This is a genomic window from Flavobacterium sp. GNP001, assembly GCF_054343775.1.
Map to the genome: position 1 here is coordinate 3073069 of NZ_JBTGUX010000001.1, position 14144 is coordinate 3087212.

General features: G+C 33.8%; 15 protein-coding genes. 6 read left to right on the forward strand and 9 right to left on the reverse strand.

Annotated features, from left to right (window positions below; genetic code table 11):
- Positions 1 to 176: 176 nt before the first annotated feature.
- Entirely contained in the window at positions 177 to 1133 is a 957-nt protein-coding gene (locus ACXX8U_RS13195; RefSeq protein ID WP_458566239.1) for an HU domain-containing protein, read from the reverse strand.
- A 102-nt stretch (positions 1134 to 1235) separates the two neighbouring features.
- Here ACXX8U_RS13195 and dprA point away from each other — a divergent pair, with 102 nt between their 5' ends.
- Positions 1236 to 2336, forward strand: a complete 1101-nt coding sequence (dprA, locus tag ACXX8U_RS13200; RefSeq protein ID WP_458566240.1) for a DNA-processing protein DprA — start codon at positions 1236 to 1238, stop codon at positions 2334 to 2336.
- A gap of 242 nt (positions 2337 to 2578) precedes the next feature.
- On the opposite strand, the gene trpS is transcribed toward dprA, so the two are convergent.
- The gene (gene trpS / locus ACXX8U_RS13205) at positions 2579 to 3553 is read right to left on the reverse strand and encodes a tryptophan--tRNA ligase (RefSeq protein ID WP_458566241.1); all 975 of its coding nucleotides are present in this window, start codon (positions 3551 to 3553) and stop codon (positions 2579 to 2581) included.
- A gap of 187 nt (positions 3554 to 3740) precedes the next feature.
- On the opposite strand from trpS, the gene ACXX8U_RS13210 reads away from it, so the two are divergent.
- The 5 genes from ACXX8U_RS13210 to ACXX8U_RS13230 all read left to right on the forward strand — a co-directional run bounded on the left by ACXX8U_RS13210 (position 3741) and on the right by ACXX8U_RS13230 (position 8278).
- The gene (locus ACXX8U_RS13210) at positions 3741 to 3971 is read left to right on the forward strand and encodes an acyl carrier protein (RefSeq protein WP_458566242.1); all 231 of its coding nucleotides are present in this window, start codon (positions 3741 to 3743) and stop codon (positions 3969 to 3971) included.
- Positions 3950 to 5140, forward strand: coding sequence for a cytochrome P450 (locus ACXX8U_RS13215; protein WP_458566243.1), 1191 nt, complete (start codon positions 3950 to 3952; stop codon positions 5138 to 5140). Before ACXX8U_RS13210 ends, ACXX8U_RS13215 begins: the two co-directional genes overlap by 22 nt.
- Entirely contained in the window at positions 5133 to 6494 is a 1362-nt protein-coding gene (locus ACXX8U_RS13220) for an MBOAT family O-acyltransferase (RefSeq protein WP_458566244.1), read from the forward strand. Before ACXX8U_RS13215 ends, ACXX8U_RS13220 begins: the two co-directional genes overlap by 8 nt.
- Positions 6495 to 6504: 10 nt before the next feature.
- Complete coding sequence (locus ACXX8U_RS13225; protein ID WP_458566245.1) at positions 6505 to 7377, forward strand: hypothetical protein; 873 nt, start codon at positions 6505 to 6507, stop codon at positions 7375 to 7377.
- A 145-nt stretch (positions 7378 to 7522) separates the two neighbouring features.
- Positions 7523 to 8278, forward strand: a complete 756-nt coding sequence (locus ACXX8U_RS13230; RefSeq protein WP_458566246.1) for a lysophospholipid acyltransferase family protein — start codon at positions 7523 to 7525, stop codon at positions 8276 to 8278.
- Here ACXX8U_RS13230 and ACXX8U_RS13235 read toward each other — a convergent pair.
- The 7 genes from ACXX8U_RS13235 to ACXX8U_RS13265 form a co-directional block, all read right to left on the reverse strand.
- Positions 8268 to 9683 carry a hypothetical protein gene (locus ACXX8U_RS13235; protein ID WP_458566247.1) on the reverse strand — a complete coding sequence of 472 codons (1416 nt, stop codon included), beginning with the start codon at positions 9681 to 9683 and terminating at the stop codon, positions 8268 to 8270. The genes ACXX8U_RS13230 and ACXX8U_RS13235 overlap by 11 nt on opposite strands.
- Positions 9680 to 10225, reverse strand: coding sequence for an RNA polymerase sigma factor (locus tag ACXX8U_RS13240; RefSeq protein WP_458566248.1), 546 nt, complete (start codon positions 10223 to 10225; stop codon positions 9680 to 9682). The genes ACXX8U_RS13235 and ACXX8U_RS13240 overlap by 4 nt, the downstream gene beginning before the upstream one ends.
- Positions 10226 to 10240: 15 nt before the next feature.
- Positions 10241 to 10651 carry a hypothetical protein gene (locus ACXX8U_RS13245; protein WP_458566249.1) on the reverse strand — a complete coding sequence of 137 codons (411 nt, stop codon included), beginning with the start codon at positions 10649 to 10651 and terminating at the stop codon, positions 10241 to 10243.
- Positions 10652 to 10778: 127 nt separating this feature from the next.
- On the reverse strand, positions 10779 to 11786 hold the full coding sequence (recA, locus tag ACXX8U_RS13250; RefSeq protein WP_166133504.1) for a recombinase RecA: 1008 nt from the start codon (positions 11784 to 11786) through the stop codon (positions 10779 to 10781).
- A gap of 179 nt (positions 11787 to 11965) precedes the next feature.
- Complete coding sequence (locus ACXX8U_RS13255) at positions 11966 to 12475, reverse strand: acyl-CoA thioesterase (protein ID WP_166132601.1); 510 nt, start codon at positions 12473 to 12475, stop codon at positions 11966 to 11968.
- A 53-nt stretch (positions 12476 to 12528) separates the two neighbouring features.
- Positions 12529 to 12912, reverse strand: coding sequence for a DoxX family membrane protein (locus ACXX8U_RS13260; protein WP_166132600.1), 384 nt, complete (start codon positions 12910 to 12912; stop codon positions 12529 to 12531).
- Between the two features lie 4 nt (positions 12913 to 12916).
- The gene (locus ACXX8U_RS13265; RefSeq protein ID WP_458566250.1) at positions 12917 to 14065 is read right to left on the reverse strand and encodes a DNA polymerase III subunit; all 1149 of its coding nucleotides are present in this window, start codon (positions 14063 to 14065) and stop codon (positions 12917 to 12919) included.
- Positions 14066 to 14144 lie beyond the last annotated feature (79 nt).

Here is a 14144-nt window from a genome sequence, read left to right on the forward strand (position 1 = left end):
AAAAATACAGTTTGTGTTCCAAATTAAAATTACCTAGCCCAGATAGCAGTGAAAATCCTTGTGCGCGGCTTTTTAGCGCTCAAGATTGAAGCGAATAGCTGGAGTGAGCTCCTAAAAAAAATCCTCAAAAAAACTTTCGCTTTTTGAGGATTCTGATCAGTATTTTAAAGTTCGGTTTACAAGGACTGAATTAATATCCAAGCATCTGGATTGTGTTTTTCGTTGATTTCTTTTTTTGCTTTTTCAGCTTCGGCAAAAGTAGCGTAGCTACCGTAAAGAACAGGAAAATAACCATTTTTGTTTGGAGCGATTCGCTTCGCATTGTAGCCCAATTGAGTTAAAGCTCGCAAGGTTTTGTTAGCGTTAAACTCTTCACGATATACACCCGCCATAATATGGTAAGGCATTTTGGCTTCCGGAGTTGCTTTTACAGTTAGTGTAACCGCAGGAATTGGGTTTTTGATAAAAAAGGTAGCTTCTTGGATCTTATTTTGAACCTGTTTTTGTACCGCTGTTTCCACCAAAAGTCTTTCTGAATTGATTTGATTTTGATACATCGGGTAACCTACGGTACCAGCTAAACCTAGTGCTATTGCAACAACTGCGGCATATTTTAAGTACGGATTAATAGAGCGAGCAGCTTCGGTTTCTAGAGTATAAACTGGAGTTTCGTTTTGAACTTCGATAGTTTCATTCGTAACCTCAGTTTCTTCTTGAAACACTGGTGCACTGGTAAACGTACTTAGTCCGAAAGAGCTAGTTAAATAGTTTGTTGTTTCGCTTGGCGTAAAAACGATATTGTTTTCAGCGTTCAAACGTAAATCACCAATATTTTTAAGTACCAAAATTTGTTTTTCTTCCAAAGCTTTTTTCCATGCAAAAACTTCGTATTGAATGGCACTTACGGCATATTCGTAAGAGGTTTTTTCAGCCAATGCAATATGGTTGGCTAATAAACCGTCGTTGTTTTTTAAATTGGTGTTAAAAGCAATTCTCTTTCTAGGCGGTGAGAATGAATTCGTAGCTTCATTTCGCCTAGCCGACTGGATTTCGGTCAAAAAAGCTCCGAAACCAGGAACGGTAACACATTGATAACGGTAGAGTAACTGCGCGATGTATAGTTCGATTTTCATACTTACAAAGTTATACAACGAAAATAGTTATCAAAATTTTATTCACAATTTTTATTAACAATTCCGACAAAAATTTATACATTTCAGCCTCAAACTTTTAGCATGAACGAACAGGATTTATTTTATTTGCTGGCACTGCAACGTGTAGAAGGAGTTGGCGATATTATGGCCAAAAAATTATTGACTCATTTAGGAGCCGCCGAAGCTATTTTTACTAGTAAATCGTCACAGCTTGCTGCAATTGATGGAGTAGGAGCTATGTTATTGAAAAGTATAAAAGATAAATCCGTATTTGCGAAAGCACAAAAAGAATTGGATTTTATAAAAGAGAACAACATCACCACTGCTTTTTTTCAGGATGCAAATTATCCAGAGCGTTTGAAGCAATGTGTAGATGGCCCGCTACTTTTGTTCAGTTCCGGGAACATAAATTTGAATAACCGACGAATGATCAGCATTGTGGGTACGCGCCAAATCACTGCTTACGGAACCGAGTTTTGCAGGCAATTAATTGCTGATTTAGCGCCACTTGATCCTGTGATTGTGAGTGGTTTTGCTTATGGAGTTGATATTGTAGCGCATCAACTTGCTATGGATTATAACCTGCAAACTATAGGTGTCGTGGCTCATGGTTTGAATCAGATTTACCCTAAAACGCATAAAAAGTATGTGGCCAAAGTGGAACAAAATGGTGGTTTTTTGACTGAGTTTTGGAGTTCGTCTAATCCTGATAAAGAGAATTTTGTTCGCAGAAACCGCATTGTTGCGGGTATGTGCGAAGCTACAATTGTAATTGAATCGGCTGAGCGTGGCGGATCGCTCATTACGGCCAATATGGCCAATGATTACAATAGGGATGTTTTTGCAGTTCCCGGCCGTGTCACCGATAAGTACAGCCAAGGCTGCAACAATTTGATTAAAACACAAAAAGCAAATGTGCTTACTAGTGCAGCCGATTTGGTTTACATTTTAAATTGGGATATTCAAAAAGAAGTAAAACCCGTGCAGAAACAATTGTTTGTAGAGCTTGATCCCGACGAGCAAAGAGTATATGATTATCTGTTAAAAACAGGTAAAGAGCTTATGGATATTATTGCCTTGCAATGCGATTTGCCAATTTACAAAATATCAGGAATGTTACTGAATATGGAATTAAAAGGCGTTATACGGCCGTTACCGGGCAAATTATTTGAAGCTATATAAATGCAAAAAACCGCAGATTCGCAGATTAAATATTACCATAATCTGCGAATTTGCGGTTATTTTAAAAAGAAATTATATTTCGAATCCAGCTGCTTGAACTATTCTAAAAAATATCCTTTAAAACTGCGGGCTGCTGCGCGAATGTCGCTGACTTCGAGCCACCATATATTTTATTGCAACTCAAATTCGAAAATTAAAATATTACAATAATCTACAAATCTGCGGTTATTTTAAAAAGGTAATTAAATTTCGAATCCTAGTTTTTCGCGCACTTTCGCGAGTACTCCATTGGCCACAGCCGAAGCTTTTTGAGCACCAATTTTTAAAAGGGCATCTACTTCAGGAAGGTTGTTCATGTAGTAGTTGTATTTTTCACGTTCAGTTTTAAATCTTTCGCAAATCAATTCAAACAAAGCTTGTTTGGCGTGACCGTAACCGTAGTTTCCACCAAGATAATTAGCTCGCATTTCAGCTAATTGTTCTTCAGTTGCCAATAAAGCATAAATAGCAAATGCATTACAGGTATCTGGATTTTTAGGATCTTCAAGCGGTGTGCTATCGGTTTCAATACTCATGACTTGTTTGCGTAACGCTTTATCGTCTAGAAAAATATTGATAATATTATTGGCTGATTTACTCATTTTTCCGCCATTGGTACCCGGAATTAACATACTGTCTTCTTGAATTTTAGCTTCAGGAAGCACAAATGTTTCGCCCATTTGATGATTGAATCTTGAGGCTACATCGCGTGTGATTTCAAGGTGTTGCAATTGATCTTTACCCACAGGTACAAATTCAGCATCGTACAATAAGATATCAGCAGCCATGAGCATCGGGTAGGAGAACAATCCTGCATTTACATCATCCAAACGATCTGATTTGTCTTTGAATGAGTGTGCCAAAGTCAAACGTTGGAACGGGAAAAAACAGCTCAAATACCATGACAATTCTGCTGTTTGCGGCACATCTGATTGTCTGTAAAAAACCACTTTATTGATATCCAATCCACAAGCCAACCATGCAGCAGCAGTACTGTAGGTATTGGTCCGTAGGGTTTCTCCGTTTTTAATTTGAGTAACCGAGTGTAAATCGGCAATAAACAAAAAGGATTCATTTTCAGGTTGATTTGATAATGCTATTGCAGGTATAATTGCGCCAAGTAGGTTGCCAAGGTGAGGAGTCCCTGTACTTTGAACCCCAGTAAGTATTTTTGCCATTATGATTTTAACTTTTCCCGCAAAGTTCGCAAAGTTTTTTATTTATTGGTGGAAATTAGGAATTTTTAAGAAAAACGTACCTATTGCGATTAATTGTAAGTAAATTCGAATCTGTTATGTTTGTTTGAAAAATGTAGAATATCTATCTTAGCAAAAATTTAAATTTTGTAAAATAAAAAAAGCAACTATGAATATCCACGATTGGTTAATTGATAAAATTGCTGAGGAATCAGGAATTTCTAAAGAAAAAATTGATAGCGATGAGGCATTAGAAAATTTAGAACTAGATTCGCTAGCTTCGATTTCTATGGCATTTGATATAGAAAAGGAATTCAATTTAGAAGAAATAAACCCTTCTGTTTTCACGGAATTTAATACTATCAACAAATTAACAGAGTGGATAACGAATCAAATCTAAAATGGGATCCATTTAGCAAAGGCTACTTTATTGATCCTTATCCTCATTTAAAAAAATGTCGAGATAATGCCCCTGTACAGGAAATATTCCCAGGTTCCTTTCTTTTTTTTAAGTATCATGATGTTAATTCTATTCTTAAAGAGAAGAATTTTAAGGTTCACTCTTTGAGTGATTATTTAGGCGAAAAAGAGCCTTATATTTTTAGAGGAATGGAGGAAGCTTGTCCTTATTTGAGGAAAGGTACAGAATTATGGCCGATGTATCTTAATAATGATATTCACAAAAGAATACGCAAGGCAATAACCAAGTCTTTCCATTCTTTGCCTTTGGAAGAAATCATTTCTGAAGCTATTGTTGAAACGCATTTGAGCTTTAAGGACCAATTAACTTTTAACTTAGTTGACTATTGTGGGATGTTTATACATTATTTTATCATAAAAACATTGAATATAGATGGCGAACAAGATTACAATAACATAAAAAAGTTTTCAAATTTATTGACTCGTTCTCAAGATTTATATACTCCCAAGCAAGTATTTAAAGAGTTAAATAATCAAATACTTTCAAATAAAAATTTATTTAAGGAGTCTGTTTTTAAAACTACTTTACTTAAAGAGACAAAAGATTTAGATCTTAATGAGGACCAACTTTATTCAGTAATGTTGGTATCATTTATGGCAGCTTTTGAGACTTCAAAAGATAACTTATCCTTAGGATTATTGGAAATTTTAAAAAACAATGAATTATTTGATTTTACAATTAATTCCGACAAAACGGAACTTAAATTACTTATTGAAGAAATTTTACGGTTTACAAGCCCCTTACAGTATACCATTAGAATTAATACAAAACCTCTATCTTTTGGAAATATTAAAATTCCAATTCATTCAAAATTATATCTATGCCTGGCTAGTGCCAATAGAGACGAGACAGTATTTAATGAACCAGATTCTTTAATTCCAAATAGACAAATAAATCCGCAATTATCCTTTGGGATAGGTGCTCATATTTGTTTAGGTGCCACTATTGCACGAAAAGAGATGGAACTTTCTTTACAAGAAATGATCAGTTTTATAAAAGATTATGAAATTAAAGAAGTGAAATGGTCTAATCAAATTTTAATGAGAACCGCTGACTCTATTATTGTACAAAAAAAGTCAAATGCTTGATTTAAATTTACTATCTTGTTTCTTTATTGTGTTGATTACCATTGGTTTTATGCTAGTTTTTAATCAACAACATTACTGGAAAATTCTTTTATTTAGTAGTTTAGTTTTCTACATCCTTTTTGCTGGAAAAGGTTTTTTTTTAATCCTTTCTTTAGCTATTATTGTTTATTTTTTTGGTAAAAAAATGAATATAATTAAATCTAAATGGTGGTTATTTGGATTAATTCTTTTGCCATTATTGATAAAAAAAATATTCTACAGTGAATACCAATTTGATAATTTTAGAAGCATATCATTTAATGCTAGTTTATTATTCAGAGTTATTGGTCTATCTTATATCACATTCAATGCTTTGAGCTATTTAATAGATATTAAAAGAAAATATATTGAACCCGAATCTAATTTTTTTAAGCTATTATTATATTTACTTTATTTTCCTATCATATCATCTGGACCTTTAACAAGAACGAAATATTTTTTTAATGAATTAGAGAATGTACAACTAAAGAAGACATCTATTATTTATGGTCTACGTTTAATTCTTTGGGGTTTATTTAAAAATTTAGTAGTAGCAAATCGCTTGTTTGCTTTAATGAATGAATTAATATTAATGGAACTAAAAGGGTTCTATTATTTACTTGTAGGCTTTGTTTTTTTCTTGTTTCTTTATTGTAGCTTTAGTTCTTTCATAAATATATTTCAAGGTATTTCATTACTATTTAATATTTCTATTAAAGATAATTTTAGAAATCGGATTTATATTTCGGCATCTAGAGAAGAGTTTTGGAGAGGATGGCATATAACTTTAAATCAATGGTTTAGAGATTATTTTTTTTATGAAATAATAAAATATGATAGAAAAAGAAAATATACTAACCTCTTACTTTTTATCACATTTATTTGTCTCGCCCTTTGGCACGATTTTACACTCGTTTTTATAACTTGGGGAATAGTTAATGCAACGTGGTTAATTGGTGAAAGAAAAATTAAAAAATATTTTAATAAAAAGAAATTTACTTCGCGGTTTTTTGGTGTTGTATATCATACTGTATTAGCATCATTTCTAGCATCAATTTTTATTTCAAAAGATATAATAAAACTATTACAAACTCTTTTTGATTTTTCACCTCAAACGAATTCTTTTCAAAATCTGTCTACTTTAAATTTAACAATCTTGATTATTTGCTTCTTAATTATGGATTATTTTGAGCATAAAACCCAAAACATTCCTATTTATGAATATTTGTCTCGCCAAAGTGAGTTATATAGGTATTGCTTTTATATGTCCTTTAGTTTATTGCTTTTGTTTTTTGCTTTAAATCTCAACATGACCAATTATTATAATTTATTTTAAGTTTACTATCATGAAGTTTTTCTTTAAATTATGTTTGCTATTAACTCCTTTAGGCCTACTAATAGCATTTAATATATTTTATAATTTAAATCATTCTAATGCTACGAAATTTAGCGAAAACGCCTACTATTTCATTGGATCTAGTAGAGTTCAATATGGTATAAATCCAGCACAATTAAATCAAATCAAAAAACCTATTTATAATGTTGGGATTTCGGCTGCTACATTTTTTAACAATGTTATGTTGGCAGAGCATTTAATGCAAACTTCAAAACCTAAAGAATTATTTATTGAACTTTCACCAATTGTTTATACTTTTTCTAGTACTCAAAAGACACTGGGCATCAAGCCGGTAAGTGCTCTTAAACATTTAATTCGTTTAAATTCTTTTCATCTCAAAGAGATAATAGATATTTTAGAAATTATATTATTCGACAGTTTAAGTTTAAAAGACAATCTTAAAAAAATATTTATATCAACTAAAAGTAATTTATCCGAAAGTAATAGTATTTATTTCGGGTACAAGCCTAAAAGTCTCAATTACTATTTTGGTAGAAACTCATTTCTACAAGTAAATAATTTAGAAACAAAGTACAATGTTGATATCTCTGAATACACCTATTATATTTCATATCTAACGCTACTTGCAGATAAACATAATGTAAAAATTCGATTTTTTCTCCCCCTTACATTTAATAGGCAAGAGGAGCGCGAAATTGTTTGTACCGTTTACCAATCACTTCCTGATGAGCTTAAAGTCAAGTATACTTCGGTATTTATTGAAAAAATAAGACAACCGCAATACTTGTTTGACAAAAATCATTTTAATAACAAAGGAGCGGCAATTATGACGGATTATTTCGATAAATTATTTTTTAATTAATATGTGTCTTCGAGTACAAAAGTATATTTTAATTTTTTTAAGATTTGAGTGTTCGATCTTTCTCTTTATTTCTTGAAAGCTCTATCAATTGTACTCCTGATTTTTTTTATTTAATAGTTTAACAAGATTCCCTATTTTTGAACACATGAGAGCATTTAAAATTATTTTTTGGGTATTGTGGCGCGTTTGGTTTTATATTTTGATGGCCATTCCCATCTTGGTGATGTTTCCTTTTTTGGTAGCCTCTATTTTGCGGGAAAGCAGTTATCCTTATTTCTTTAAAATGGCTAGGATTTGGGCTAAATGTATTCTTTTTGGAATGGGTTTTCGCTATACCGTAGAGCGTGATCAAGAAATGGAAATAGGAAAAAGTTACATGATTGTGGCCAACCACACCTCGATGACCGATATTATGTTGATGCTAGCCATAACCAAAAATCCTTTTGTTTTTGTAGGTAAAAAGGAATTATCGAAGATTCCTTTGTTTGGATTTTTTTATAAAAGGACCTGTATATTAGTAGACCGTGGCTCTACCAAAAGCCGAATGGAAGTGTTTGATCGTGCTCAAAAACGCATTAAACAAGGACTGAGTATTTGTATTTTCCCTGAGGGCGGTGTTCCGGATGATGAATCGATTGTTTTAGATACTTTTAAAGACGGCGCTTTTCGTTTGGCTTTAGAACATCAAATACCAATTGTTCCGATGACTTTTGCCGATAATAAAGAGCGTTTCTCTTATACTTTTTTGAGCGGAAGCCCCGGTTTAATGCGTGTGAAATTGCATCATCATGTAGAAACCAAAAACAAAGTAGAGGCAGACAGAAAAGAGCTAAAGGAACAATTGTGGAATCTTATTTACCAACAATTATTAAAGTTTCAAGCCATTAAACTTAAAAACTAAAACTCACGCCTGAATATAAACCGATAAAAGCAGGCTTAAAACTGCTATTATTTTGCGAAAAAGTATTGAATTGGTACTTCATCATCGGTTCGAAATTAAAACGCAAGAGTGGCTTTATTTGATACGAAAAACCAACACCTACATTGGAGCTAAAGTGTACTGAATTTAAATTATTTGCCTCTCCCAAGGGAATTCGGCCTTGTTCGCCCACTATTGCAATTTTATTTTGACTTAAAAACAAAGTACTTAAGCCTCCAATAAGGTTAATTCCCCATTTATTATCCAATAATGCATAGGATAGTTCCATTGGCAATTCAATGTAACCCATTTGTTGGTTGATTTGTCCTGCAGTGGTTGGTTGTGGGTCTTTTTCAAATAAAATTAAAGTTTCTAATGTATTTTCATTCTTAATTTCAATGAATTGGTTAGTTGTATACGTGATGTTGGGTAAATTATTGCTCATTAAGCTCGTAGAATAAACAATATTTTTGGTGTTGTAATCTAATGCCAATTTGTTTACACCGGTCCGTACTTTCACTTTTTTGTTCAATGCATATTGAACTCCTATTCCATAACTAAGATTTTGTTCTGCTGATTTTGGATTGTTAGCAAATTGAGGGTCAATTGCTGAACCTCCAGCGTTAGTATTTAAATATAGCGGAGCGACAGTAGGTTTTATTTGCCATTTTTGTTGACTTTTTTCAATGGTTACCACTGCTTGAACTCCGTCTTTTTGTTGTAAAAGCAATTCTAATTCGTTTGGAGTGATTTGTTTTTCTACCTTCACATCTGAATCTGCTGTTGCTAGAGCTGGATTTGCAATAGTTTTGTTGCTAGATGAGTTTCTTGGATCAATGCTGCTTTCATTGTCCAAGTTTGTTCCATAAGTATTTAAAGTATTACCTAGCTTATCAGTGATCTTTTCGGTTTCCTGAAAATCATTTTGTACTAAACTATTTTTTGTAACAAATTGATTTTGGTTAGCGAAGCGAGTTATATTAGTTGTTGCAAAATTATTTTTAAGAGTTACTTTTCCAGATGGATTGGTTATAATAGATTGATTGGCAACTCTTGCAGGTGGTGCTGCAACAACTTCATTATCTGGTTTTGTTGAAATAGTGTTCTTGCTTCGAAGAGTTGGCTCGTCTTTACTGTTCGTTTTTTTTCCAGTAGCTACTTTATTTTGCGGCAATTCAAGTGTCGAATTTTGCTCAAATAGTAAAAAACAACCTAACACTAAAGCGGCTGCTATACCTGATGATTTTAGCCAAAATGGAACTACTCTGCGTTTCTTTTTGTGCTGTAATTGTGCTGCAATTTGGTCCCAAGTGCCTGCAGCAGGAGTCGCTTCAAAATCTTTGAATTGTTCCTTGAATAAACGATCTATATTTTTGTTATCACTCATTTGGCAGTAGGCAAGGGGTTTATTTTGTAGTAAAGCTCTATTTTTTCTTTCAAAATCGTTCTTGCTCTGGCCAAGTTTGATTTTGTAGTGCCGGTACTTATTTTTAGCATTTCGGCGATTTCTTTATGCGAATAATCATCCAATACATACAAACTAAAAACTAGTCGGTATTGGTCTGGTAATTCTTGAATCATTTGCAGTAGGTAATCCAGCGGAATGTTTTCGTCTTCAATTTCGACTTCATCTGCTATGGCAATAGTTTCATCTACGCGCTCCATGAATCGCACGTTTCTGAATTTTTGCAAAGCCGTATTGATCATGATACGTTTGGCCCATCCTTCGAACGAACCACTACCGCTAAATTGATGTATTTTACTAAAGATGATTAAAAAACCATCTTGTAAATTGTCTTGAGCATCTACATAACTGCTAGAATAGAGTAAGCATACTCCAAATAGTTTTTTAGAAAACAGTTGGTATACTTGCTCCTGTGCTTTAGGGCAGTTTTTTTTACAATCAGCAATTAATTGGTCAATGCTCACTTTGGTATAGAAGGTTTAATTGGTAACAGGAATTTCTACCTCCTCAAAGATATTATTTCCTGCAGCATCTTCGCCTTTATAAAATTTAAAGATGTATGATCCAGTATTGGTTACAAAAAATTGAAATGAAGTTTCCGACTCAGGCGGTAACGCTAAATTGCAAACTTGGTCGTTATCAACAGCGGTTTGAACACCAATGGTGCGCACATTTAAATTTTTATCATAATAAATGCCTTGATAATAATGGCAAGCCGTTGGTTTTTGGTACTTCAAAGTTATTGTATAGGTTTCACCTAATTTAAACTCCGTAGGTACGGTGTAACTGGCTATTGGTAATACCTCGTAAGTATAATTATTGGAGTCGTTATCAGTACTACAAGACGCTATACTTACTAATAATAATGTAAGGGCAATTAGCTTTTTCATCGTGTTTGTTTTAAAGATAAATATTTTCCGCTTTCTACTTTACTTTGCGGCTAATTTGTAGATGAAAAGACTTTTAAAAGGTTGCGTTTGAGCTATAAAAAAACCCGAAAAAATCGGGTTTTAAGTTTTATGCCTCAGCTAATTCTTTAATTTTAGCTTTAATTTTTTCTTCTAATTCATCAGCTAATTCTGGATTGTCTTTGATTAACGATTTAACCGCATCGCGACCTTGTCCTAATTTGGTTTCGCCGTAGCTAAACCATGAACCTGATTTTTTTACAATTTCAAATTCAACTGCTAAATCTAAAATTTCACCAGTTTTTGAAACTCCTTCTCCGTACATGATATCAAATTCTGCTACTTTGAAAGGTGGTGCAACCTTGTTTTTAACGATTTTTACTTTGGTTCTGTTACCAATTACGTTTTCACCATCTTTAATTTGTGTAGAACGACGGATATCTAAACGAACAGATGCGTAAAACTTTAATGCGTTACCACCCGTTGTAGTCTCTGGATTTCCGAACATTACACCAATTTTTTCTCTTAATTGGTTGATGAAAAATACGGTACAATTCGTTTTGCTAATGGTTCCTGTCAATTTACGCAATGCTTGTGACATTAAACGCGCATGTAAACCCATTTTAGAGTCTCCCATTTCGCCTTCAATTTCACTTTTTGGTGTAAGCGCCGCAACCGAGTCAATTACAACAATATCAATAGCGCCTGAACGAATTAAGTTTTCAGCAATTTCAAGTGCTTGTTCCCCGTTGTCTGGTTGCGATATGATTAAGTTTTCGATATCAACTCCTAACTTCTCAGCATAATTTCTGTCAAAAGCGTGCTCAGCATCAATAAATGCTGCAATTCCGCCAGCCTTTTGCGCTTCAGCAATAGCGTGCAAAGTCAAAGTAGTTTTACCAGATGATTCTGGTCCGTAAATTTCGATGATACGTCCTTTTGGGTAACCGCCTACTCCAAGAGCTAAATCTACTCCTAAAGATCCTGAAGAAATAACTTCTACCTCTTCAATGGCTTTGTCGCCCATTTTCATTACGGTTCCTTTACCGTAAGTTTTGTCTAGTTTGTCTAGCGTAAGCTGTAGTGCTTTTAATTTTGATTCTTTTTCTGTGCTCATCTTCTCTTTTGCCTTTTCTTTCATTTAATTGCTTTTTTTATCGCTGTAACCGTTTGAATTGTTGTGAATTGCAATTCAGTAGTTGATTTTGATTTTTAAGATTTGTTTTCGTAAAAATACTTTTTTTTTCAATTGAAAATTTTTCTGTTGGTAACAATTTACCTCTGCAATATTATTTTTTATACAAATAATGCGCGCAACTCTGTAGCTTCTTCGGGTTTCATTTTTCCGGCTAATACCAAACTCAATTGTTTTCTGCGCAAAGCAGCTTCAAATCGTTGTTTTTCTAGGTCGGTTTCTGGGATAATTTGAGGTACTTCAACAGGTCTTCCGGTATCATCTACGGCTACGAAAGTGTAAATAGCTTCGTTAGCTTTAGTTTTATTACCAGATTCGCGGTCTTCCACCCAAATGTCAATGTAAATTTCCATCGAGCTTTTGAACGAACGCGACACTTTGGCTTCGACAGTAACAACACTCCCCAGCGGAATTGCTCTGTTAAATGCCACGTGGTTTACTGAGGCAGTAACTACAATGCGGCGCGAATGTCTGCGTGCAGCGATACTTGCAGCACGGTCCATACGGGCTAGTAATTCGCCACCAAATAAGTTATTTAACGGATTTGTTTCGCTTGGTAAAACTAAATCAGTAAGTGTGGTTAAAGATTCAGAAGGATATTTTGCATTCATAATTTTTGTAAAACTAAAAGGTTTAAAGTTGTGTAATGTGCTTGTACTTTGATTTAGTTTAACCAATACACGGCTAAAATTGCGGGAATAAAATAAATTACAATAGTTCTGGCACCATCGTAATCTTTAGCTAAGCGTTGACCAAACAACAGCATCAATAATGTGATACACGAAAAAACAGCTCCGTAAAAACCAAAAACTCTACCGTTGTTGATGAATAATTCAACGCAGCCTACCACGCTAAGTACTCCTGAAATTAACTCTAAAACTAGGATGTTTCCTAACGCAAGTGGCACTTGATTTTTAAGTGGAGTATTAGCAAAATGGCCTTTTAACCATTCTACATTATCTTTCCAATAAAATAGTTTGTCGTAGCCTGATTGTAAAAAAGTAATGGCCAAAAAAATCAAAATTAAAATAGAAGTAATGTTGTTCATGTGTTTATTTTTTGTGGATTAAACGGGTAAGTCTTATGGATACATCAGTCAATATTATTTTTGCGTTTCCGTTTCGCTCAATATGATACATTGCATCAGATAACTCAGTAAAAATAGCTTGGATGTTATTGCCGTTTACAAAGGGTGCAAAATTTTCGAGCTTAAATTTTTCGACTTTTGGTTCCATATAAACTAAGTTTTTTGTCTCGTAATTGAGCAGTAGCGCTTGTCGGAACATTTCGATGCAAAACTGTAAAAACTTCTTTTGTGTTTCACGACCCAAAGCAGCAACTAGTTCGCTCCATTGAATTAAATCTTGAATGGCTGCTGCATTCCCTTTTGCTCTAAATGCTGCACGAACCCAATCAACAAACCACTTTTCAAAAAAAACAGTTTCGCTATCTGGTTGCAATAATTGCAATGCTTTATTGTAGTTGCCTTGTGCTTGATGTGCAATACGCAAGGCTTCGTTTGCTGCAATATTTTCTCTTTTTACCAAAGCATCTGCAATTACGGTTTCGGGTAAACCGTTAAAATGCAATACTTGACAGCGCGAACGAATGGTTTGTAAAATATCTTCCTCGTTTTCAGAGATTAAAATAAAAACCGTTTTATCTGTTGGTTCTTCTAGTAGTTTTAGCAATTTGTTCGAGGCGGCCGTATTAATTTTATCGGCCATCCAAATAATCATAATCTTGTAACCGCCTTCAAAGGATTTAAGCGCTAATGATTTTAAGATTTCCTGCGCATCATCAACTCGAATTTCACCTTGTTTGTTTTTTACGCCTAACATTTGATACCAATCAAACAAACTTCCGTAAGGGTTGTGGTCCAAAAAATGGCGCCATTCAGCTATAAAATCGATGCTTTTAGGTTTTGTTTTTACATCTTCGGTGCTTACCGTTGGGTAAATAAAATGCAAATCAGGATGTGAAGTTTTTTCGAATTTTAAATTACACGCACTATTTTCGCCAGTATTTTCACCATCTTGATTGTTGCAAATAATGTATTGTGCATAAGCAATTGCCATGGCCAATGTGCCACTTCCCTCAGGACCTACGAACAACTGTGCATGTGGAATACGACCTAAATTAGCACTTCGTGTCAAGTGATTTTTTATGTGTTCTTGCCCTAAAATTTCTGAAAATTGCATGTAGCAAAGATAGCAGAAAATGGTTTAGTCTAAAATTTTAAACATCAAAGTTTGCAATGTCAGCCCGCTGGTCTAAGCG

Coding starts and splice junctions, on each gene's coding strand:
- ACXX8U_RS13195 (WP_458566239.1), bottom strand. CDS start 1,133: ATGAAAATCGAACTATACATCGCGCAGTTACTCTACCGTTATCAATGT.
- dprA (WP_458566240.1), top strand. CDS start 1,236: ATGAACGAACAGGATTTATTTTATTTGCTGGCACTGCAACGTGTAGAA.
- trpS (WP_458566241.1), bottom strand. CDS start 3,553: ATGGCAAAAATACTTACTGGGGTTCAAAGTACAGGGACTCCTCACCTT.
- ACXX8U_RS13210 (WP_458566242.1), top strand. CDS start 3,741: ATGAATATCCACGATTGGTTAATTGATAAAATTGCTGAGGAATCAGGA.
- ACXX8U_RS13220 (WP_458566244.1), top strand. CDS start 5,133: ATGCTTGATTTAAATTTACTATCTTGTTTCTTTATTGTGTTGATTACC.
- ACXX8U_RS13225 (WP_458566245.1), top strand. CDS start 6,505: ATGAAGTTTTTCTTTAAATTATGTTTGCTATTAACTCCTTTAGGCCTA.
- ACXX8U_RS13230 (WP_458566246.1), top strand. CDS start 7,523: ATGAGAGCATTTAAAATTATTTTTTGGGTATTGTGGCGCGTTTGGTTT.
- ACXX8U_RS13235 (WP_458566247.1), bottom strand. CDS start 9,683: ATGAGTGATAACAAAAATATAGATCGTTTATTCAAGGAACAATTCAAA.
- ACXX8U_RS13245 (WP_458566249.1), bottom strand. CDS start 10,651: ATGAAAAAGCTAATTGCCCTTACATTATTATTAGTAAGTATAGCGTCT.
- recA (WP_166133504.1), bottom strand. CDS start 11,786: ATGAGCACAGAAAAAGAATCAAAATTAAAAGCACTACAGCTTACGCTA.
- ACXX8U_RS13255 (WP_166132601.1), bottom strand. CDS start 12,475: ATGAATGCAAAATATCCTTCTGAATCTTTAACCACACTTACTGATTTA.
- ACXX8U_RS13260 (WP_166132600.1), bottom strand. CDS start 12,912: ATGAACAACATTACTTCTATTTTAATTTTGATTTTTTTGGCCATTACT.
- ACXX8U_RS13265 (WP_458566250.1), bottom strand. CDS start 14,065: ATGCAATTTTCAGAAATTTTAGGGCAAGAACACATAAAAAATCACTTG.